This window comes from Aureimonas sp. Leaf427, assembly GCF_001425485.1.
Lineage (GTDB): Bacteria > Pseudomonadota > Alphaproteobacteria > Rhizobiales > Rhizobiaceae > Plantimonas.
This window is the reverse complement of the sequence record NZ_LMQW01000053.1, coordinates 62,274-83,459: the sequence shown is the minus strand read 5'-3', so window position 1 is coordinate 83,459 and position 21,186 is coordinate 62,274. Positions and strand designations below refer to the sequence as shown.

Genomic DNA, 21,186 nt, shown 5'->3' with positions numbered 1-21,186 from the left:
GGATGCGATGGCCTCGAAGCAGAAGGAAGCGTGGCGTCAGGCGCTGAGGGCGTCGCTTCGCACGACGGCCTTGGCCGCCGTGAACTGCTCGTCCAGCGCATAGCCCGCGCCGCGCACGGTGCGGATGGGATCGCGCTGCCGGCCCCGGTTGATCGACTTGCGCAGGCGCCCGACATGGACGTCCACCGTGCGCTCGTCGACATAGATGTCCCGGCCCCAGACCCCGTCGAGCAGCTGCTCGCGCGAGAAGACGCGGCCGGGCGACTGCATCAGGAACTCGAGGAGCTTGAACTCCGTCGGTCCGAGCTTGATCTCGCGGCCCGACCGGCGGACGCGATGCGTCTCCCGATCGAGGTCGATGTCGCCGGCGGAGAGAAGCGTCGAGATCTTCTCGGGCTTCGCCCGCCGCAGCATGGCGCGCACACGGGCCAGAAGCTCAGGCGTCGAGAAGGGCTTCACCACATAGTCGTCCGCGCCGACCGAGAGGCCGCGCACGCGCTCGGATTCCTCGCCGCGCGCGGTGAGCATGATGATCGGCAGCCGCTCGGTCTCCGGCCGCGTCCGCAGACGCCGGCACAGCTCGACGCCGGAAAGGCCGGGCAGCATCCAGTCCAGGATGAGAAGGTCGGGAACCGCCTCCTTCAGCCGGAGGTCGGCCTCGTCGCCACGCGCGATCGTGTCGACGATGTAGCCCTCGGCCTCCAGATTGTAGCGCAGGAGAACTCCCAGCGCTTCCTCGTCCTCGACCACCGCGATGCGGGCGTTCACCTCGACGGCCCCTTAACTGCCGGAGGCCGGCGCGATGCCGTCCTCGACCGTGAGCCGCATCGAAGCGGTCTGGTCGTTCTTCGGCCGCTCCTGGGCCATCTGCTCGCCCGTCTTGATGTAGTAGATCGTCTCCGCGATGTTCGTCGCGTGATCGCCGATCCGCTCGATGTTCTTGGCCGAGAAGAGGAGATGCGTGCAGGCGGTGATGTTGCGCGGATCTTCCATCATGTAGGTCAGGAGTTCGCGGAAGATCGAGGTGTACATGGCGTCGATCTCTTCGTCGCCCTCGCGGATGTCCTCCGCGCGGACGTGATCGCGCTGCGCATAGGCGTCGAGCACCTGCTTCAGCTGCTCGATCGCCAGTTCCGAGAGATGCTCGATGCCGCGCACGAGCTTGATCGGCTGCTGGTGCTCGTGGACCGCGATGACGCGCTTGGCGATGTTCTTGCCGAGATCGCCGATGCGCTCGAGATCGTTGGAGATGCGGATGGCGCCGACGATCTCGCGCAGGTCGTGCGCCATCGGCTGGCGCTTGGCGATGGTCATGATGGCGCGCTCGTCGAGCTCGCGCTGGGCGGCGTCGAGAAGCAGGTCGTCCGCGACGACCGACTGCGCGAGGCCCCAGTCGCTGCGCATCAGCGCGGCGACGGCCCGCTCCACGATGCGCTCGGCCTGGCCTCCCATTTCCGAGATGCGGCGCACGATGAACTTCAGTTCTTCGTCGTAGGATCTGACGATATGCTCGTCCATGGTCTTCCTCCTCGTCCGCCGGTTAGCCGAAGCGTCCGGTGATGTAGTCCTGCGTCCGCTTGTCGTCGGGATTTTGGAACATCTTCTCGGTCGAGCCGACCTCGGCGATGTTTCCGAGGTGGAACATGGCCGTGACCTGGCTGACGCGCGCGGCCTGCTGCATGGAATGGGTGACGATCACGATCGTGAAGTTCTGCTTCAGCTCGTCGATCAGCTCCTCCACGATCGCGGTCGCGATCGGATCGAGCGCCGAGCAGGGCTCGTCCATGAGGATGACCTCCGGCGAGACCGCGATGGCGCGGGCGATGCACAGGCGCTGCTGCTGGCCGCCGGAGAGCCCCGTGCCGGCCTCGTGTAGCCGGTCCTTGACCTCCTCGAAGAGGCCGGCCCGGCGAAGGCTGGAGACGACGATCTCCTCCATGTCCGCCTTGGACTTGGCGAGGCCGTGGATCTTGGGTCCGTAGGCGACGTTCTCGAAGATCGACTTCGGGAACGGATTGGGCTTCTGGAAGACCATACCGACGCGGGCGCGCAGTTCCACGACGTCGATGTCGGGATTGTAGATGTCCTCGCCGTCAAGCGTGATCTTGCCGCCGACGCGGGCGGACTCGACCGTGTCGTTCATGCGGTTGAGGCAGCGCAGGAATGTGGACTTGCCGCAGCCGGACGGGCCGATCAGCGCCGTCACCTGCTTCTCGGCGATGTCGAGGCTGACGGCGTGAAGCGCCTGCTTGGCACCGTAATGTACGGTGACCTTATCGCCCCGCATTTTGATCTGTCTGTCTATCGGCACGGCCGGACCCTTGGTGAGTGTCGTCTGGAAGTGTTCCATCATGGTTCGGACCGTTCTACCAGCGCCGCTCGAAGCGACGACGAAGCAAGATAGCGGAGACGTTCATCACCGCGAGGAAGGCGAGGAGCACCATGATCGCGCCGGAGGTGCGCTCCACGAAGGCGCGGTCGGCCTCGATCGACCAGAGATAGATCTGAACGGGCAGCGCGCTGGAGGCATCGAGCGGGGTCGAGGGATAGTCCGCGACGAAGGCCTTCATGCCGATGAGGAGCAGCGGCGCGGTCTCGCCGAGCGCATGGGCGAGCCCGATGATCGTGCCGGTGAGGATGCCCGGCATGGCCAGGGGGAGAACGTGCTGGAACGTCGTCTGCATCTTCGACGCGCCGAGGCCGAGGGCGGCCGAGCGGATCGAGGGAGGCACGGCCTTCAGCGCCGCGCGGGTGGCGATGATGATCGTCGGCAGCGTCATCAGCGTCAGGACGAGACCGCCGACCAGCGAGGCCGAGCGCGGCATGCCGAGATAGCCGATGAACACCGCGAGACCGAGGATGCCGTAGACGATCGAGGGCACGGCCGCGAGATTGTTGATGTTCACCTCGATGAGGTCGGTGAACCGGTTCTTCGGGGCGAACTCCTCGAGATAGATCGAGGCGGCGACGCCGAGCGGCAGCGCCAGGACGAGGACGACCAGCATCATGGTCAGCGAGCCGACGATGGCGACGCCGACGCCCGAGGTCTCCGCGCGGCTGGAGGCGCCGTTGGTGAAGAAGCCCCAGTTGAAGTTCTGCTTCAGATGGCCGGAGGCCTTCAGCTGCTCGATCCAGGCGAGCTGCGCGTCCTTGATCGGGCGGCGGCTCTCGGGGATCGAGACGTCGAACTGGCCCTTCACAACGCTGTCCACGGCGCCGGATGCATAGACCCAGACCTCCCGCGTCTGGTTCAGCGCGGTGAGATCCGCCTGGACGATCTGCGACAGCTGCGCGGGGGCACCGTCGGAGAGGAGCGCGCCGGCCAGCCGCGTGGCCGCCTTGTCCTGCGGATCGACGCCGATCAGCCCGTAGAGCGATTCGCGGCCGATCTTCTGGTAGGCGAGCGGCCGGGCGAGGATGCGCGGATCGTCGGCCCGCTGGTTCTTCGGGTCGATCACGCTCTCCGCATAGGTCACGGGCAGCAGGATCTCGGTCTGGAAGAAGGACGTGTAGCCCTTCGAGATGACGCTCCAGAGCAGGATGGCGAGGAAGATCATGCCGATCGCGATCGCGGTGATTCCGTAGGCCTGGAACCGGCGCTCGGCGGCGTAGCGCTTCTTGATGCCGATGTCGCGCCGGGGCACGGCCCGGCGGGGGATGGCGGCCCCGTCGACGGTCGCGTCGGTCATTCGTACTGCTCCCGGTATTTGCGCACGATGTAGAGCGCGAAGATGTTCAGGCAGAGCGTGATGACGAAGAGCGTCAGGCCCAGCGCGAAGGCGACGAGCGTCTGCGGCGAGTTGAATTCGAGATCACCGGTCAACTGGTTGACGATCTTGACCGTCACCGTCGTCATGGCTTCGAACGGATTGAGCGTGAGGTTCGGCGCGACGCCGGCCGCCAGCACCACGATCATCGTCTCGCCGATGGCGCGGGAGGCGGTGAGGAGCAGCGCGGAGACGATGCCCGGCAAGGCCGCCGGCAGGATCACGTTCTTGATCGTCTCGGAGCGCGTGGCCCCGAGGCCGAGCGAGCCGTCGCGAAGGGTTCCCGGCACCGAGGTGATGATGTCGTCGGAGAGCGAGGAGACGAAGGGGATGAGCATGACGCCCATGACGAGGCCCGCCGTCAGAACGCTCTGCCCCTGGATGAAGTTCGTGTAGTCGCCGGTGACGATGCCGTTCAGCTCCGCCGAGAGATCGCGCAGGAACGGACCGACGGTGATCAGGGCGAAGAAGCCGTAGACGATGGTCGGGATGCCCGCGAGCACTTCCAGCATCGGCTTCACGAAGGAGCGCACGGCGCCCCGGGCATATTCGGCCATGTAGATGGCGGCGAAGAGGCCGATCGGCACGGCGACGAGCATGGCGACGAAGGCGATGTAGAGCGTGCCGGCGAGAAGCGGGATCAGGCCGAACTGGCCCTCGCCGCCCGTGCCGCCGGAGAAGCGGGGGTCCCAGACCGTGCCGAAGAAGAAGCTCGTGGCCGGCACGCGGGAGAAGAAGTCGACCGTCTCGAAGAGCATGGAGGAGACGATGCCGATGGTCGTGAGGATCGCGACCGACGAGGCGAGGATCAGCATGCTGCGCACGATGCCCTCGACCCGGTTGCGGGCCCGCATGCGCACGGCGATCTGCGACAGGCTCAGCAGCGCGCCGGCGACCGAGAGCAGGAGGACGAGAGCCGTCGTTCCGGTCCAGGCGATGGCCTGCTGCCGGTTCTGCTCGGCCGCGATCGGCACCATGTAGTCCTCGGTGGAGGAGGCGATGGCGATGCCGCGCCGCTCCAGAAGCGGCCGAAGCTCGGCGACCGAAAGGCTGGCCGCCCCTTCACGCTCGGCATCGGGCAGGATGCGAAGGCCCTGCGCCACCGTATCGACCATCGAGCGCGCGAGCGTCGCCTGGCCGGCATCGGCGGATTCCGGCATGGCGCCGGCGACATTGTGCGAGATGACGACGGGCGCCGCGATCAGGCAGAGCGCGAGCGCCAGGAGGGCCGGCAGGACGGCCCAGGAAAACACGTAGGAGCCGTGATAGGGCGGGCGGGAGTGAACCTTCTGGCCGGGCTCGGGCGTCAGGCGACGGCCTTTGACCACGGCCATATAGGCTGCGGCCGCTCCGATCAGGAGAACGATGGCGACAAGCGCGGGGATCGACAACGGAAAAGTTACCCTACCAACGGCAGGCGGCTCGGCGGGAGCGGCAACCGGCAACGGATGATGACCGGGCGCCAAGAGGCGCCGGCCGAATGGACTCCGGGGCCGGGCGCGACAAGCGCCCGGCCCCGGAAGAACATCGATCTTACATAGTCTTCCCGGCGTCGAAGTCCGAGCGGTAGGCTTCGCGCTCGGCATCGGGAGCCGGCACGAGGCCGTACTGGGCGAGCGGGCTCTCGGGGCCGATCATGTCCTCGGAGAGGAAGAAGTCGACATATTCCTTGAGGCCGGGAACGACGCCGATATGCGCCTTCTTCACGTAGAAGTAGAGCGGACGCGACACCGGATACTCGCCCTTCGAGATGGTCTCGACGGTGGGGACGACGTCGTTGACGGTCGCGACCTTCAGCTTGTCCTGGTTCTGCTCGAAGAAGGCGAGGCCGAAGACGCCGACGCCCTGCTTGTTCGAATCGATGCGGGCGAGCGTCTCGTTGTAGTCGCCGTCGATATCGACCGCGCCGCCGTCCTTGCGGACCGCATGGCACTGCTCGGCAGCGGCCTTCTCGTCGAGGCCGGACGCCTTGAAGGCTTCGAGGGCACCGGTCTCCTTGCAGCCGGCGGCCAGAAGCTTCTCCTCGAAGACTTCGCGCGTGCCGTGCTTCTCGCCCGGAATGTAGGTCTCGATCTTCCAGGCCGGGAGCGAGGCGTCGACGTCGGCCCAGGTCTTGGCCGCGTTGTCGACGACCTTGCCGTCGACGACGGTCTTGGCGGCGAGCGCCTTGAAGACGAGGGCCGGGGTCAGCTTGAAGTCCGGGCCGGCCGCGTCGCTGGCGAAGACGATGCCGTCATAGCCGAACTTGACCTCCTGGATGTCGGAGACGCCGTTGGACTTGCAGGTCTCCTTCTCGGAGTCCTTGATGGCGCGCGAGGAGTTCGCGATGTCGATGGTCGAGGAGCCGACGCCCGCGCAGAACTGCTTGAGGCCCGCGCCCGAGCCGCCGGATTCCACGACCGGGGTCGGGAAGTCGGGATAGGTCTCGCCGAAGGTCTCGGCGACGATCTGCGCGTAGGGCAGGACGGTCGAGGAGCCGGCGATCTGCAGCGCTTCGGTGGACTGGGCGTAGGCGGGAGCGGCGACGAAGGCGGCGCCGAGCGCGAGGCCTGCGGCGAAAGAGCGAATGGTCATGACGGGACCTTCCTGATGGGATTGGAGACCGAACCGGAATGGGGGAGCCGGAGGCCTCTGCGGCCGCCGTGGTTCACGGGGGTTTGGATAGCCCCCTTGGACGACTGGTCTATGACACTTCGATTGCGCTTTTGTGACAATATAAGTCTTTGAAATCGCTTGAATCGCGATTCGTCACGACGTCTTGTCGAGGGCCGGGAAGCGGGCTGTGAAGGTCGATCCCTCGCCGACCACCGAATGGACGAGCAATCGGGCGCGGTGTCGGATGAGGATATTGCGCACGATGGAGAGGCCAAGTCCGGTGCCGCGCTTGCCGCGCGAGGAGCCGACGTCGACGCGGTAGAATCGCTCGGTGAGGCGCGGGACGTGTTCGGGCGGGATGCCAGGACCGAAGTCCCGCACGGCCACATCGACGAAATGGCGCCCGCGCTCGCGCGTCTCCAGGAGCTGGATCGTCACCCGGCCGCCGCTCTCGCCGTACTTGCAGGCGTTCTCGACGAGATTGGAGAAGACCTGAACCAGCTCGTCGCGCTCGCCCGCCACCGCCAGCGGCGCGGTCTCGGGGTCCATTTCGATGGTGACGCCGGTCTCGGAGGCCAGCGGCGACAGCGCTTCGCGCACGTCGTCGAGAATCTCGGCGAGATCGACGATGCTCTCGACCGGAACGTGCCGCTTCATCTCGATGCGCGAGAGCGAGAGAAGATCGTCGATCAGCCGCGACATGCGCCCGGCCTGGTCGCGCATGATGTCGAGAAAGCGGAGCCGCGCCTGCGCATCGTCCTTGGCCGGCCCCTGCAGGGTCTCAATGAAGCCCATGAGGGAGGCGAGCGGCGTGCGCAGCTCGTGGCTGGCATTGGCGATGAAGTCGGTGCGCATCTGCTCGATGCGGCGCTCCGCCGTGCGGTCGCGGAAAAGAAGGAGGAAGAAGGCGGGCTCGCCGCCCTGCCCGACCGGAACGGGCAGGATCTCCACGCTCCAGGAGCGTTCGGCGAAACGTCCCTCCACGAGAGCGGCATGCGTCGTCTTGCGCTCGCGCACGGCCGTCTCGATGGCGGCGATCAGTTCGGGCGAGCGGAAGCGCAGCGAGATCGCGTCGCCCAGCGCCATCGCGCCGAAGACGCGCTCCGACACGCTGTTCTGGAAGCGCAGGAGGAGATTGCGGTCGATGAGGAAGGCGGGCTCGGCCATCGCCTCGACCACCGATTTCGTGCCGCTGTCCGGCCAGAGCGTCGCCTGCCGGCGGCGCGTCCCGCGCTCGCGGCGCGGCACGGCCGTATCCCGCGACAGAGCGAGACAGGCCACGAGGAAGAGAGAGCCCGCCGCAACCGCGACCCAGCGCGCGCTCTCGTCGAAGAACGCGATGGCGGAGAAGGCGGCGAGCGCCAATGCGACGACGCGCGCCAGCGGCAACTGGCGGGGCGCCTCCTTCACTCCGGGCTCGTTCATCGTGCTCATCGCATCTCCGAATCCGGCCGCCGTCTCGAAATCGCGGCCGATTCGGTCCTTATCCCTGAATCCGGCGACAAGGGCATGTCAGCCGGACGGCGGTTTCGTCAGGCCGCCTCGCCCATCCGGGCACGCACGCCGTAGAGGTCGAGCGGACGGCTGCCTGCGCCATAGCCCGGCTCGATCGCGATGCTTCCGGCGTTTCGGGCGCCGCGCGGAACCGCCATGTCGAAGACGAAGGCCTCGCTGGACTGCGCGGTTCTGAAGCGCTGCGTGCCGCAGACCGTCTGGCCGGAGAAGAGGCAGCGCACGCCGAATTCGCGCGGCTCGCCATCGGGCGAGCCGACGGTCAGTTCCACGCGCACGGTCTCGCCGGCCAGCTCGCGGGCGACGCCCGGACCGACCGCAACCTCGATCTCGCCGCCCTCGCCGGCCGAGCTCATGCGGACGGCCGGCCGGTCGTCGAAGCCGGTGACGGTCTCGACCCGGCCGCCGGTGGGCGTCGCGATGGCCGCGAGCTGCGTGCCGTCGAAGAGCGCGATCCATCGATCGTCGTCGCTCCCCGGGCTCGCATCGGAGGTCGCGGCCGGCTCCGTCGTGGTCGGGCCGTAGATCATGCCGTAGACGAGATAGGCCAGAAGCGCGAAGGCGAGCGCGACGACGAGGACGAAGATCCGGCGGAAACCGCCGGACGGGGCCTTGCCGCCGCTGCCGAAGCCGCTGGTCGAGGGCACGCGCTGCGGCCGGAGAGCGGCCGGGCCGGCGCGCCGGTCCGCGGCCGGCTCGGACGAGCGGCGCAGAAAGGCCGGCGCATTCTCGTCCACGAGCCGATGGCCGGAGGCCGAGCCCGTTCGAGCATCGGCGGCCGTGGCGGCGGGTGGCGGCGGAAGGTCGGCGGCATGGGCACGAAGCTCGCCGGGCATGGCACGCTCGTCCGGCTCCCCGTCCTCGGGCTCGGAATCGGGCGTCCAACCCGCCTCCCCCGCATCGAGGCCCGCTTCGGTCGCCTGATAGTAGTCCTGCTCGACCCGGTTGATCGTTTCGGCCAGACGAATCCGCTGCGCCTGCGCCGCGCCTTCGTCCAGCGGTCGCTCGGCGAGCATGCGCTCCAGCGCCCGTTCGGAGGCCGCGTAGATCGTCTCGCGAAAGGCCGGATCGCTCGCATCGCCCGCATCGAGCGCGCGCCGCAGGCTCTGTTCCATCGCGCTCATCGTCGTCTCCCCGCTCGCTCCGTCCAGACATAAAGGCTGGGTCGGCATTTGAACACGGGACGCTCCCGCCAGCCTCCCTCTGAACGCCTTACCGAAAATGGCTGAAGAAGGGCACCACCGCCAAAAAGAATCGTCGCGGAGCCCCTTCGGCCGGAAACTTCGCCGGGCACGGATTTACTTGGCGCCGGTGAGCCCAATCTCCCCCGCCATCGACATCGAGCCATTCGCATTGGAACGAGAGAACCCCTTGCCGCAGAGAACCTCAAGGCCGATCGCAGATCACGGCGTCATCGGCGACATGCAGACCCTCGCCCTCGTCGCGATCGACGGAACGATCGATTACTTCTGCCAGCCCGACATCGATTCGCCCTCGATCTTCGCCGAGTTGCTGGATGCCGAGCGGGGCGGCCACTTCCGCTTCGGCGTGCGCGACGAGACGATGCGCCATCGCCAGATCTACCTGCCCGACACCAACATCCTCATCACGCGGTTTCTCGGCGAGTCCGGCATCGGCGAGGTCTCCGACTTCATGCCGCTCGACGGCTCCGGCCGGATCGTGCGGCGGGCCAAGGCGATCGTCGGCGAACTTCTCTTCGAACTGTCGGTCTCGCCCCGCCCGGACTATGCCCGGATCACCCCGACGCTCACCCTCTTCGACGGCGGCTTCAGCGCCGCGTGGCCGGGCGCCGAGCCCCTCTATTTCCACACGTCCATGCCCGTGACGCTGGAGAACGGCACGGCGACCGCGACGGTCCGGCTGAAGGAGGGCGAGACCTGCCACGCCGTCCTCTGCCCCGGCCGCAAAGGCCAGAAGGCGGTCGACGACGCCTATGTGCGCGACGCTTTCGTGGAGACGCGCGCCTTCTGGCACGACTGGGTGGCCGCCGGAACCTACCCGACCTTCCGCCAGGATCTCGTCGTGCGCTCGGCCCTGACGCTGAAGCTCCTGACCTCCATGAAACACGGCTCGATCGCCGCGGCCGGCACGTTCGGCCTGCCCGAGGTGATCGGGGGCGAGCGCAATTGGGACTACCGGTTCACCTGGGTCCGCGATTCCGCCTTCACGATCTACGCCTTCTCGCGCCTCGGCTATTTCGACGAGGCGGAAGACTTCATGCACTTCCTCATGCAGCACGCGCTCTCCGGCGGGGAGCCGCATCTTCAGATCATGTACGGAATGGACGGCGGCACCGAGCTTCCCGAAATCTCACTCGACCATCTCTCGGGCTACGAGAACTCCCGCCCCGTGCGCATCGGCAACGGGGCCTTCGACCAGCGCCAGATGGATATCTACGGCGAGTTCATGGACACGCTCTACATCGCGTCGCGCGTCCGCGGAAAACCGTCCAATGCCGTCTGGTCGACGACGTCGCGGATCATCGACTGGCTCGCCGACAATTGGGGCCTGCCCGATCACGGCATCTGGGAAAGCCGAGGCGAGCCGCGCGAGTACCTGTCCTCGCGCCTCATGTGCTGGGTCGCGTTCGACCGGGCGCTGCGCCTCGCGATCCGCCACTCCCTGCCCGCGCCGATCGAGCGCTGGCGCGCCGAGCGCGACAAGATCCAGAAGACGCTGCTGGAGGAGTTCTGGAACCCCGAGATCGGCGCCTTCACGCAATACAAGGGCGGGCGCGGCCTCGATGCGGTGGTGCTGCTCATGCCGCTCGTGAAGTTCATCAACCCGCGCGATCCGATGTGGATCTCGACGCTGGCCGCCGTGAAGCGCGAGCTCGTCCACGACTGCCTCGTCCACCGCTACGTCAATCTCGACGAGAATTCCGACGGGCTGGAGGGCGAGGAAGGCTCCTTCACCATCTGCTCCTTTTGGTATGTCGAGGCCCTCGCCCGCACGGGCAAGGTCGGCGAGGCGCGCTTCCTGTTCGAGAAGCTCCATTCCTATGCCAACCATCTCGGCCTCTATTCCGAGGAGCTCTCCTCGGCCGGAGACCATCTCGGCAATTTCCCGCAAGGCCTCACGCATCTGTCGCTGATCTCGGCAGCCATATGGCTCGACCGCTCGTTGAACGGCGACCGCAGCGATCCCGCCTTCCACCGATTCCACCAGACGGAGGACCCCGATGGCGTCTTTTGAAAAACACAGTCTCGTCGGCCAGGTCGCCCTGGTGACCGGCGCTTCCGCCGGCATCGGCCGGGCCTGCGCGATCGAGCTGGCGCGCGCCGGCGCCGATGTCGTCGTCAACCACCGCCATTCCGAGGACGAGGCGAAGGAGACCGCCGCCGAGATCGAGGCGCTCGGCCAGCACGCCGTCGTCATCCAGGCGGACGTCTCGGTCGAGGCCGATATCGTCCGGCTCTTTGATCAGGCGGAGGAGGCCCTTGGGCCCCTCGACATCGTCGTCTCCAATGCCGGCCTGCAGAAGGACGCCAAGATCGGCGACATGACGCTGGACGACTGGAACGCCGTCATCTCGGTCAATCTCACCGGCGGCTTTCTCGTCGGGCGCGAGGCGATCAAGCGCTTTCGAAAGAAGGGCGTCCGTTCGCAGGTCAGCCCGGCCATGGGCAAGCTGATTTTCGATTCCTCGGTGCACCAGGTCATCCCCTGGGCCTTCCATGTGAACTATGCGGCCTCCAAGGGCGGGCTGCATCTTCTCATGCAGTCCCTCGCCCAGGAGGTCTCCGCCGAAAAAATTCGCGTCAACGCGGTCGCCCCCGGCGCCATCGCGACCGCGATCAACGCGCAGGAGCGCGCCCGGAACGAGGAGGGCATGCTGAAGCTCATCCCCTACGGCCGGATCGGCGAGCCCGCAGATATCGGCCGCGCCGTCGCCTTCCTCGCCTCGGATGCGTCGGACTACATGACCGGCCAGACGCTCTTCGTCGACGGCGGCATGACGCTCTATCCGGAGTTTCGCGGCAACGGCTGACCGCCCCAACGAAAAAGGGCCGCCCGTTGCCGGACGGCCCTTTCCAAAATGTCTCTAAGAGGTTGTCTGAGAAATCCCCGGCGCAGGACCGTCGAGGGATTTTTCGGCGATCACGAAGCGCCGAACGCAGTCGATGCCGGGGCATCGGCGAGGATCGGCAACGAAGTGACGCCGGAAAAGCACCGCCGGGCCGACCCGAGGGGCTTTTCAGACAGCCGCTAGGCAGCCGGGATCAGAGCTGGTCCTCGTCCTCCGCCACTTCGGCGGGCGTGCGGCGCATGGAGGTCAGCTTGGCGAAGACGGCGGCGGCGTCGAGCTCCTGGTCCTCGGTCGTCTCGCGGCCCCGATAGTTCTGGGTCTGGGCGGCGGAGAGCAGGCGCTCCTCCTCCGCGACCTCCTCGGGCCGCGCGATGCCGCGCGATGCCTTCTCGATCTCGATGTCGAGATCAATCTGCGAGCAGAGGCCGAGCGTCACCGGGTCCATCGGCGTGAGGTTGGCGGCGTTCCAGTGCGAGCGCTCGCGGATCTGCTGGATCGTGTTCTTGGTCGTGCCGACGAGGCGCGAGATCGCGGGGTCCGGCAGTTCGGGATGGTTGCGCACGAGCCAGAGAATGGCGTTCGGGCGGTCCTGGCGCTTGGAGACCGGCGTGTAGCGCGGCCCCTTGCGCTTGGCCTCGGGCACGCGAACCTTCGGCGGCGAGAGCTTCAGGCGATGCTTCTCGTCGGTCTCGCCCTTCAGGATTTCCTCGCGGGTGAGCTGGCCGGTCATGATCGGGTCCATGCCCTTGATGCCCTGCGCCGACTCGCCGTCCGCGATCGCCTTCACCTCGAGCGGGTGCAAGGTGCAGAAGTCGGCGATCTGCTCGAAGGACAGCGACGTGTTGTCGACCAGCCAGACGGCGGTGGCCTTCGGCATGAGAAGCTGCTGGGACATGAATGCGGTCCTCCGCTACGCCAGCTCCAGAGGGGCAGGCCGGTGAAACTTCACCACGATTTAAGGAATTGCGAAGGGTTATAAGACCTCCGCGTGCGCTCCGCAAGGAAATCGATGCGGTCGCTCTTCCGTCATCCTCAGCCTTTGTGGTGGGACGTCGTCAGAACGATCTTGCCGATATGGTCGTCGTCCATGTGACGATGCGCGTCCGCCGCCTTTTCCAGGGGATAGACCGTATCGATCAGGGGCTTCACGGCCCCGGACCGAAACAGCGGAAACACCTCCGCCTCGATCTCCCGCGCGACCGACGCCTTGAAATCGACGCTGCGCGCCCGCAGCGTCGAGCCCGTCAGATGCAGGCGCTTCTGCATGATGGGCTGGAGATCGATCTCCACCTTCTGCCCCTTCAGATAGGCGATCTGCACGATCCGCCCGTCCTCGGCCGCGATCTTGAGATTCTTGGCCGTATAAGGCCCGCCGACCATGTCGAGCGTCACGTCGATCCCGTGGCCGCCGGTCAGCCCCTCCAGCACCTCCGCAAAATCCTCGTCGCGATAGTTGATCGCCGCCGTCGCGCCGAGCCGGACGGCCGCTTCGCACTTCTCGCGGCTGCCGGCGGTGGCATAGACCTTCGCGCCGCGATGCGCGGCCAGCTGGATCGCCGTCGTGCCGATGCCGGACGTGCCGCCATGCACGAGAAAGCTCTCGCCCGCCGTCAGCCCGCCGCGCTGGAAGACGTTGTGCCAGACGGTGAAGAAGGTCTCGGGGATCGCGGCGGCCTCCACGAAGCCGAAACCGTCGGGAATCGGCAGCGTGTTCGCCTCGGCCACAGCCGCATATTCGGCATAGCCGCCGCCCGGCACCAGCGCCATGACCCGGTCGCCCAGGCGGTAGCGCGAACAGCCCTGCCCCAGTTCCACGACCGTTCCGGCGATCTCCAGCCCCGGCCAGTCCGGCGCGCCCTTCGGCGAAGGGTAGGCGCCGAGACGCTGCAACACGTCGGGCCGGTTCACGCCGGCCGCGTGCACCTCGATCAGAACCTGCCCATCGCCCGCAACCGGCATGGGCACGCGGGAGGGTTTGAGAACCTCCGGCCCGCCGGGTGCCTCGATCGTGATCGCGGTCATTTCTCTATCGGCTGTCATCGCTTGTCTCTTCGTCCCCGCAATTCCCTCGACAAGGTAGAGGAGGAATGAGCGAGGTCATCCCGTCTTCACCAAGGATTAGGGTTTACGCGGTCTTATCAGGGCATCCAGCTTGCTGGCTGACGAAGCGGCCTGCCGCTTCCTCCGACGTCTCCCTGTTGAAAACTTCGAAGGGCTGCTCGCGCGGCCCTTTTTTTCGTTTCGACGGGCGCTCGAAAGCGAACCGACAGGCTTAAGGCCCGTTAACCAGGATGGTTGAGTCGGCCTTGCCATCGGCTCTGCTTCGACGCACTTTCGGGCCAACGGTCTGCACCGTCGGACAAACCCGGCGGTGCGCCGCGATTCCTTTGGAAAGCTGGTGCGCCTCATGACCATTCAGACCCTGGAGCCGCGCGACGAGGACAGAACGATCCGACTGGCGGAGCATCTGGCCTTTTCCCGTTCGTTCCAGCCGCTGTTCAACGAAGGGATGACGCTCGTCGACGAGACGGCGATCTATCTCGACGGTCCCGGCCGGGTCGAAGCCAAGGCGCTGTCCCGAGCCGTTTCCACGCTCTATGCCGCCGAATCCATGCGCCTGACGACGCGGCTGATGCAGGTCGCCTCCTGGCTGCTGCTCCAGCGCGCGGCCAACCAGGGCGACATGTCGCGGGCGCAGGTCGAGGCCGAGAAGGTCAAGGTCCGTCTCGAAGGCGTGGGCACCGGCCGCGATTCCCCCTATTTCGGCGAGCTTCCCGAAGCCTTCCGCACATTGGTCGACCGCGCCCTCAAGCTGGAGCGCCGCATCGCCATTCTCGATCGCGAGATCTACGGCGACATCGACCAGATCCAGATCGAGGCGACCAACCCGGTCGGCGAGCAGATCGACCTCCTGCGCACGGCCTTCCTCGCCCGCTGAGCACGATCAGCGCCATCATAAGCATCGCCGTCATGAGCAAAGGGCGCCTCGCGAAAGCGGGCGCCCTTTTTTCGTCGATGTCGGCTCTCGGACCGCAAACGAAAAAAGCCCGGATCGCTCCGGGCTTTTTCGCATGTCGTCCGGGTGGACGAGATCAGATGCCGAGGCCTTCGTAGCGCTTCTTGAAGCGCGAGACGCGGCCGCCGCGATCCATCAGCTGCTGGTTGCCGCCGGTCCAGGCCGGGTGGCTGGTCGGGTCGATGTCGAGGTTCATCGTGTCGCCCTCGGAGCCCCAGGTGGAGCGGGTGAGGTACTCGGTGCCGTTCGTCATCACGACCTTGATCGTGTGGTAGTCGGGATGGGTGTTGGCCTTCATCGGGTCTGTCCGTCTCTAGAGTGGCGCTGTCCCGAAGGTCGCGCCGCGCTGCGACGGGAGCCGCAGGAGAGACGCATTTCGACGGGCATTCGGGCGCGATAAGCTTCCAAATTCGAGGGTGAGCCTATACATCAGCACCCATAAGGGCACAAGGGTCGCCGGACACCGCCCCTGCGGAAGGCGCGGCTTGCGCCGAGCCGCGGCTTCCGAGGGCCGAAAAGGCCCCAGATCGCCGGCAGGAGGAAGCAGCCTCGTCATGAAGACCCCGATGGCCCGCCCGGCGGGTGCTGAGGCCGCGAGTTCGCGCAACCTGAAGCCCCTCGCCCGTCTCCTGCCCTATCTCGCCCGCCAGAAGAAGCTGGTCGGCGGCGCCCTCGTGTTCCTGGCGCTGGCCGCCGTGACGACGCTCTCGCTGCCCGTCGCCGTCAGGCGGGTGATCGACCACGGCTTCTCGACCGCCGATACGGGCTTCATCGACGCCTATTTCGGCATGCTCCTCATCCTGGCCGGCATTCTGGCGATCGCCAGCGCGGGCCGCTACTTCTTCGTCATCACGCTCGGCGAGCGCATCGTGGCGGAGCTGCGCAAGGATGTCTTCGCCCATGTGGCGCGCCTCTCGCCGGCCTTCTTCGACAAGTCCATGTCCGGCGAGATCGTCTCGCGTCTGACGGCCGACGCGACGCAGATCAAGTCCGCCGTCGGTGCCACGGCCTCGCTCGCCCTACGCAACATCATCCTCGCCATCGGCGCGGTCGCCATGATGGCCTGGACGAGCCCCGGCCTTTCGCTGATCGTCATTGCCGCGATCCCCGTCATCGTCGTGCCGCTCGTCGCCTTCGGCCGCTCCGTGCGCCGCCGCTCCCGTGCCGCGCAGGACATGCTGGCCGAGGCGAGCGCCTATGCCAACGAGGCGATCGGCGCGGTGCGGACCGTCCAGGCCTTCACCAGCGAGCCCGCCGTCGCCGGCCGCTTCGCCGAGGCGGTGGACACCGCCTTCGACGCCGCACGCGCCTCCGTGACCTCGCGTGCTCTTCTGACGGGCTTTGCGATCTTCATGATCTTCGGCTCGGTCGTCGCCGTCCTGTGGATCGGTGCCCAGCAGGTGATCGCCGGAACGCTCACGGCCGGCACGCTCGGCCAGTTCCTGCTCTATTCGGTCTTCGCCGCGGGTGCCCTGGGTGCCCTTTCCGAGGTCTGGAGCGAGCTTTCGGCCGCCTCCGGCGCCGCCGAGCGCCTGTCCGAGCTGCTCGGCGAACGGCCCGCCATCGCCTCGCCCGCCCATCCGGCACAGCTGCCCGTTCCGGCCGTCGGCTCCGTGCGGTTCGAGCATGTCTCCTTCGCCTACGAGGGCGCGCCCCAGCGCACGACCGTGCACGATCTCTCCTTCGAGGTGCGGCCCGGCGAGACCGTCGCGATCGTCGGGCCCTCCGGCGCGGGCAAGTCCACGATCTTCTCGCTGATCGAGCGCTTCTACGATCCGACCGCCGGCCGCATCCTGATCGACGGCGTCGATTCGCGGGAGGCCGATCTTGCCGCCCTTCGCGGCCGGATCGCTCTCGTGCCCCAGGACGTCACCGTCTTCGCTGCCTCGGCGGGCGAGAACATCGCCTTCGGCCGCCCGGGCTCGAACGAGGCCGAGATCCGATCCGCCGCGACCGCCGCCCTTGCCAACGACTTCATCGAGCGCCTCTCGGCCGGCTACGCCACGCGCCTCGGCGAGCGCGGCGTCACGCTGTCCGGCGGCCAGCGCCAGCGCATCGCCATCGCCCGCGCGATCCTGCGGGATGCGCCGATCCTCCTCCTCGACGAGGCGACCTCCGCCCTCGACGCCGAGAGCGAGATCCTCGTCCAGCGCGCCCTGGAAAAGCTGATGCTCGGCCGCACCACGATCGTCATCGCCCATCGCCTCGCGACCGTGCTGAAGGCCGACCGCATCCTCGTGCTCGATGGCGGGCGGATCGTCGAAGACGGCACCCACGCCTCCCTGATCGCCCGCGGCGGCCTTTATGCCCGGCTGGCGCGCCTGCAGTTCGACAGCGGCCGGACCGAGCTTCTGGGCGCCGCCGAATAGGGAGCGGCCGCAGCACTCCGATCCGACCGGCCCTTCAGCGCTCGGTGAGCTTCAGCTCGATTCGGCGATTGCGGTTGCGGGCCTCCGGCGTGTCGGCGGGATCAATCGGCTGGAACTCTCCGAACCCCGTCGCGGCCAGCCGGTTCGCCGGCGCGCCCTCGGAGATCAGGTAGCGTACGACCGCAGCCGCGCGCGCCGTCGAGAGCTGCCAATTGTCGGCGAAGCGACCGCCGGTGATGGGCACGGCGTCCGTATGGCCGTCCACCCGGATGATCCAGTTGATGTCGGAGGGAATTTCGCGCGACAGCTCCACGACGGCGGCGGCGAGCTTGCGCATCTCCTCCGTGCCGCTCGGCTGCAGGACGTCGGAACCGGAGGGGAAGAGAACCTCGGACTGGAAGACGAAGCGGTCGCCGACGATTCGGATGTTCTCGCGATCCGACAGGATTTCCCTGAGCCGCCCGAAGAAGTCGGACCGGTAGCGCGCCAGCTCCTGCACGCGTTGCGCCAGCGCCACGTTGAGCCGGCTGCCGAGATCCGCGATCCGCGTCTGGCTCTCCTTGTCGCGCGTCTCGGAGGCGTTCAGCGCGTCTTCCAGCGCCGCGATCTGCTGGCGGAGCGCGGAGAGCTGCTGGTTCAGAAGTTCGACCTGCGCGGCCGCGCGCTGCGACACCGTCCGCTCGCCTTCGAGCTCGGTGCGCAGCTGCCCCGCCTCCGCGCTCGCGCTCGCCGCCGTGCCCGAGCCTTCCGTGAGGGCCCTCTGGAGCCGCGAGCGGCCGTCCTCCGCTTCCTGCAGGGAGGCTTGGAGGCTGGCAATCTGGTCCTGGAAATCCTGGCCGGTGCTGCGTTCGAGCGACAGGAGCTGCGTCAGCTCCTGGATCTGCGAGTTCAGCCGGTCGAGAACGGCGTCCCGCCCCGAAATCTCGCGGCTGAGCAGGAACTGCGCGAGCACGAAGACCGAGAGCAGGAACATGATGGCGAGAAGCAGCGTCGAGAGCGCGTCGACGAAGCCCGGCCAGTAGTCGATCGTCCGCTCGGACCGCCGGTTGCGCGAGAGCGCCATCGCCTCAGCCCTCGCGCCGGGGCGGGGTGATGGAGCTGGCGAGCCGTTCGAGCACGCCGCGCAGCTCGCGCTGCTCGCCCGCCTGCGCCTCGACGAAATCACGCAGGAGCTGCTGCTCGGAGCGCATGTGCTGGACGAGACCCTGAATGCTTTCGGCCAAGCTCGCCATGGAGGCGCTCGTCTTCGTCGAGACACCCTGTTCGGCCACCGCCTTGGCCAACCGCTCCGCGAGAAGGCGCACCTCCTCGGTGGAGGAGCCCGACCCGGCGGAGATCGGCGAGAGCGCGACATCCGAGCCGACATCGGTGACGGAGGAGAGCCAGTTCTCCAGCTCGGTGTAGAACCTGTTCTGCGCCCGCCCGATCTGCAGATCGAGGAAGCCGAGCACGAGCGAGCCGGAGAGGCCGAAGAGCGAGGAGGAAAAGGCCGTGCCCATGCCCTCCAGCGGCGCGGCGAGGCCCGCCTTCAGCGCGTCGAGCACGCTCGACGTGTCGCCGCCGCCCGGATCGAGGGAGCGGATCGTGTCGCCGATGGAGCCGATCGTGCCGAGAAGACCCCAGAACGTTCCGAGAAGGCCGAGGAAGACCAGAAGGCCCGTGAGGTAGCGGGCGATGTCGCGCGTCTCGTCGAGCCGCGTCGCCACCGAATCCAGCACCGCGCGCATCGACTGCGTGTTGAGCGCCAGCGACTGGCGGCGCCCGATCAGCGCGCGCATCGGCGCGAGAAGAACGGGATCGCGCATCCGCTCGAACTCGTCGGAGCCGTTGCGATAGGCGTTGACCCAGCGCACCTCGTGGGCGAGGCGCACGATCTGGATCAGCGCGAGCAGAATGCCGACCGTCAGGACGCCGACGATCAGGCCGTTGAGGCCGGGATTGGTGGAGAAGGCGCTGGTGATCTGGCGCCCGAGCACGGCGGCCACGAAGCCGGCCAGCGCCAGGAAGACCAGCATCGACCAGAGGAACACCATCGGGCTCGTCAGGTCGTCGGAATCGAAACCGCCCGGGCGCCTCTTCAGGTCGTCCGTCGGCGAATTGAAACCCTGCATCGCGCCTGCAACCCCAACAAGGAACGGCATGCTCACTGAGACATGCTTTCCTCGCAGCTTAAGCGACAGGCGTTAAAAGGAAACAGCCAGCGCGCGTCCCGATCGTCGCTCGGCTCCGCTTCGCCTTACCGAACGCATCGGTCGGGGCGACCTACCGGACGGCGGATGAAACGAAGGTTCCGCCCATCGTCCAACGCCGTCTCGGCCGCCTTCAGGCCGAGGGCTCGGCCGCCGGCGCCGCCGGAGGGGCCTTCGAACCGCGATAGGCCGCGCCCGCCGTCTTCAGCTGCTCGACGAGCTGGCGGTGCATGGTCTCGTTGCCGCAGGCGACGTCGCCCGCGATGTGGTCGAACTTGCCGCCGTCGGCATTGGAGACGAAGCCGCCGGCCTCGCGGATGATCACGGCGCCGGCAGCGATGTCCCAGGGCTTGAGGTCGCGCTCCCAGAATCCGTCGAGACGGCCGGCCGCGACGTAGCAGAGATCGAGAGCGGCCGAGCCGATGCGCCGGATGCCGGAGGACTGCGTCATCACATGGCGCATCTCGAAGAGGAAGCGCGCGTGGTCGCCGTGCCCGAGGAAGGGCGCGCCCGTGCCGAACAGGCCTTCGTGCAGCTTGGTGCGGGCCGCCACGCGGATGCGGCGGTCGTTCATGAAGGCGCCGCCGCCCTTCTCCGCCGAGTAGAGCTCGTCCGCCGCCGGGTTGAAGACGACGCCCGCGACGATCTCTCCGTCGCGCTCCAGCGCGATGGAGACGGCGAACATCGGAATGCCGTGGAGGAAGTTCGTCGTGCCGTCCAGCGGATCGACGAGCCAGCGGTGCTGGCTGTCCTTGCCCTCGATCGCGCCGCGCTCCTCCATGAGGAAGCCCCAGTCGGGCCGCGCGCGCGCCAGTTCCTGGTAGACGATGTCCTCGGCCTTGCGGTCGGCGGCCGAGACGTAGTCGGCCGGTCCCTTCAGCGAGACCTGAAGGTTCTGAACCTCGCCGAAATCGCGCGTCAGCGAACGGCCGGCCTTCATGGCGGCCTGCGTCATGACGTTGAGAATGGCGGAACGGGCCATGAGCGGCGAGCCTCGAAAGATGGAGATTTGAAAGAGCGGGGGCCGTCGGGTCCGGCAGGGACTGCCGGGGAATGCGGTCAGTCCGCGCGGCGGACGTAGGTGATCTCGTTGGTGTCCACGACGATGCGCTCGCCCGTGTCGATGAAGGGCGGCACCATCACGCGCACGCCGTTCTCCATCTTGGCCGGCTTGTAGGAGGAGGCCGCCGTCTGGCCCTTCACCACCGGGTCCGCCTCGACGATGGCGAGCGTCACCTGGTCGGGCAGCTTGATGCCGATCGGGCGCTCCTCGTAGAGCTGGACCGTCACCTTCATGCCGTCCTGCAGGAAGGCGGCTCGATCGCCGACGAAATCGGTCTGGAGTTCCAGCTGCTCGTAGGTCTCGGTGTCCATGAAGACGAGGTTCTCGCCCTCCGCGTAAAGGAAGGTGAAGTCCTTCAGATCGAGCTTGATGCGCTCGACGGTCTCGGCGGCGCGGAAACGCTCGTTGAGCTTGGTGCCCTCGATGAGGTTCTTCAGCTCGACCTGGGCGAAGGCGCCGCCCTTGCCCGGCTTCACATGCGAGGTCTTCACCGCCGCCCAGAGGCCGCCGGCATGCTCGATGACGTCGCCGGGACGGATTTCGTTGCCGTTGATCTTCATCGTGTCGCTCGAATGTCAGCTGAAAGGGGGAGCGGGACCGGCGCCCCGCGAAGGGGCTCAAGAC

General features: G+C 67.3%; 19 protein-coding genes. 4 read left to right on the top strand and 15 right to left on the bottom strand.

What is annotated here, in order from left to right; translation table 11 throughout:
* Positions 1–36: 36 nt before the first annotated feature.
* The 8 genes from phoB to ASG62_RS24290 all read right to left on the bottom strand — a co-directional run bounded on the left by phoB (position 37) and on the right by ASG62_RS24290 (position 8,998).
* Complete coding sequence (gene phoB, locus ASG62_RS24325; RefSeq protein ID WP_056697619.1) at positions 37–768, bottom strand: phosphate regulon transcriptional regulator PhoB; 732 nt, start codon at positions 766–768, stop codon at positions 37–39.
* Positions 769–780: 12 nt separating this feature from the next.
* Complete coding sequence (gene phoU, locus ASG62_RS24320; RefSeq protein ID WP_056697622.1) at positions 781–1,518, bottom strand: phosphate signaling complex protein PhoU; 738 nt, start codon at positions 1,516–1,518, stop codon at positions 781–783.
* A 22-nt stretch (positions 1,519–1,540) separates the two neighbouring features.
* Positions 1,541–2,350 (bottom strand): phosphate ABC transporter ATP-binding protein PstB, encoded by an 810-nt coding sequence (gene pstB, locus ASG62_RS24315; protein WP_156382370.1) that lies wholly within the window; start codon positions 2,348–2,350, stop codon positions 1,541–1,543.
* A gap of 16 nt (positions 2,351–2,366) precedes the next feature.
* Positions 2,367–3,689 carry a phosphate ABC transporter permease PstA gene (pstA, locus tag ASG62_RS24310; protein WP_056697630.1) on the bottom strand — a complete coding sequence of 441 codons (1,323 nt, stop codon included), beginning with the start codon at positions 3,687–3,689 and terminating at the stop codon, positions 2,367–2,369.
* Entirely contained in the window at positions 3,686–5,158 is a 1,473-nt protein-coding gene (gene pstC, locus ASG62_RS24305) for a phosphate ABC transporter permease subunit PstC (RefSeq protein ID WP_056697634.1), read from the bottom strand. Before pstC ends, pstA begins: the two co-directional genes overlap by 4 nt.
* A gap of 142 nt (positions 5,159–5,300) precedes the next feature.
* The gene (locus tag ASG62_RS24300) at positions 5,301–6,341 is read right to left on the bottom strand and encodes a PstS family phosphate ABC transporter substrate-binding protein (protein WP_056697637.1); all 1,041 of its coding nucleotides are present in this window, start codon (positions 6,339–6,341) and stop codon (positions 5,301–5,303) included.
* A gap of 174 nt (positions 6,342–6,515) precedes the next feature.
* A complete protein-coding gene (locus ASG62_RS24295; protein WP_082537412.1) occupies positions 6,516–7,787 on the bottom strand; it encodes an ATP-binding protein in 1,272 nt (423 codons plus the stop codon).
* A gap of 107 nt (positions 7,788–7,894) precedes the next feature.
* Entirely contained in the window at positions 7,895–8,998 is a 1,104-nt protein-coding gene (locus tag ASG62_RS24290; RefSeq protein ID WP_156382347.1) for a hypothetical protein, read from the bottom strand.
* Positions 8,999–9,245: 247 nt separating this feature from the next.
* Here ASG62_RS24290 and ASG62_RS24285 point away from each other — a divergent pair, with 247 nt between their 5' ends.
* Entirely contained in the window at positions 9,246–11,090 is a 1,845-nt protein-coding gene (locus tag ASG62_RS24285) for a glycoside hydrolase family 15 protein (RefSeq protein WP_244487651.1), read from the top strand.
* Positions 11,077–11,886 carry a glucose 1-dehydrogenase gene (locus tag ASG62_RS24280; protein WP_056697647.1) on the top strand — a complete coding sequence of 270 codons (810 nt, stop codon included), beginning with the start codon at positions 11,077–11,079 and terminating at the stop codon, positions 11,884–11,886. Before ASG62_RS24285 ends, ASG62_RS24280 begins: the two co-directional genes overlap by 14 nt.
* 232 nt (positions 11,887–12,118) lie before the next feature.
* On the opposite strand, the gene ASG62_RS24275 is transcribed toward ASG62_RS24280, so the two are convergent.
* Positions 12,119–12,820, bottom strand: a complete 702-nt coding sequence (locus ASG62_RS24275) for a DUF1013 domain-containing protein (RefSeq protein ID WP_056697650.1) — start codon at positions 12,818–12,820, stop codon at positions 12,119–12,121.
* Positions 12,821–12,957: 137 nt separating this feature from the next.
* Positions 12,958–13,965, bottom strand: a complete 1,008-nt coding sequence (locus ASG62_RS24270; protein ID WP_056697654.1) for an NAD(P)H-quinone oxidoreductase — start codon at positions 13,963–13,965, stop codon at positions 12,958–12,960.
* A 367-nt stretch (positions 13,966–14,332) separates the two neighbouring features.
* On the opposite strand from ASG62_RS24270, the gene ASG62_RS24265 reads away from it, so the two are divergent.
* Positions 14,333–14,863 carry a DUF1465 family protein gene (locus ASG62_RS24265; RefSeq protein WP_056697815.1) on the top strand — a complete coding sequence of 177 codons (531 nt, stop codon included), beginning with the start codon at positions 14,333–14,335 and terminating at the stop codon, positions 14,861–14,863.
* Positions 14,864–15,017: 154 nt separating this feature from the next.
* Here ASG62_RS24265 and rpmE read toward each other — a convergent pair whose 3' ends face one another.
* Positions 15,018–15,239, bottom strand: a complete 222-nt coding sequence (gene rpmE, locus ASG62_RS24260) for a 50S ribosomal protein L31 (RefSeq protein WP_056697657.1) — start codon at positions 15,237–15,239, stop codon at positions 15,018–15,020.
* 268 nt (positions 15,240–15,507) lie between these two features.
* On the opposite strand from rpmE, the gene ASG62_RS24255 reads away from it, so the two are divergent.
* Positions 15,508–17,310, top strand: coding sequence for an ABC transporter transmembrane domain-containing protein (locus tag ASG62_RS24255; protein ID WP_056697818.1), 1,803 nt, complete (start codon positions 15,508–15,510; stop codon positions 17,308–17,310).
* Between the two features lie 34 nt (positions 17,311–17,344).
* On the opposite strand, the gene ASG62_RS24250 is transcribed toward ASG62_RS24255, so the two are convergent.
* The 4 genes from ASG62_RS24250 to efp form a co-directional block, all read right to left on the bottom strand.
* Positions 17,345–18,373, bottom strand: a complete 1,029-nt coding sequence (locus ASG62_RS24250) for a peptidoglycan -binding protein (protein ID WP_056697661.1) — start codon at positions 18,371–18,373, stop codon at positions 17,345–17,347.
* Positions 18,374–18,377: 4 nt separating this feature from the next.
* On the bottom strand, positions 18,378–19,421 hold the full coding sequence (locus ASG62_RS24245; protein ID WP_056697664.1) for a MotA/TolQ/ExbB proton channel family protein: 1,044 nt from the start codon (positions 19,419–19,421) through the stop codon (positions 18,378–18,380).
* Between the two features lie 211 nt (positions 19,422–19,632).
* Positions 19,633–20,481 (bottom strand): inositol monophosphatase family protein, encoded by an 849-nt coding sequence (locus tag ASG62_RS24240; RefSeq protein ID WP_056697669.1) that lies wholly within the window; start codon positions 20,479–20,481, stop codon positions 19,633–19,635.
* Between the two features lie 77 nt (positions 20,482–20,558).
* On the bottom strand, positions 20,559–21,122 hold the full coding sequence (gene efp / locus ASG62_RS24235) for an elongation factor P (RefSeq protein ID WP_056697671.1): 564 nt from the start codon (positions 21,120–21,122) through the stop codon (positions 20,559–20,561).
* Positions 21,123–21,186: the final 64 nt, after the last annotated feature.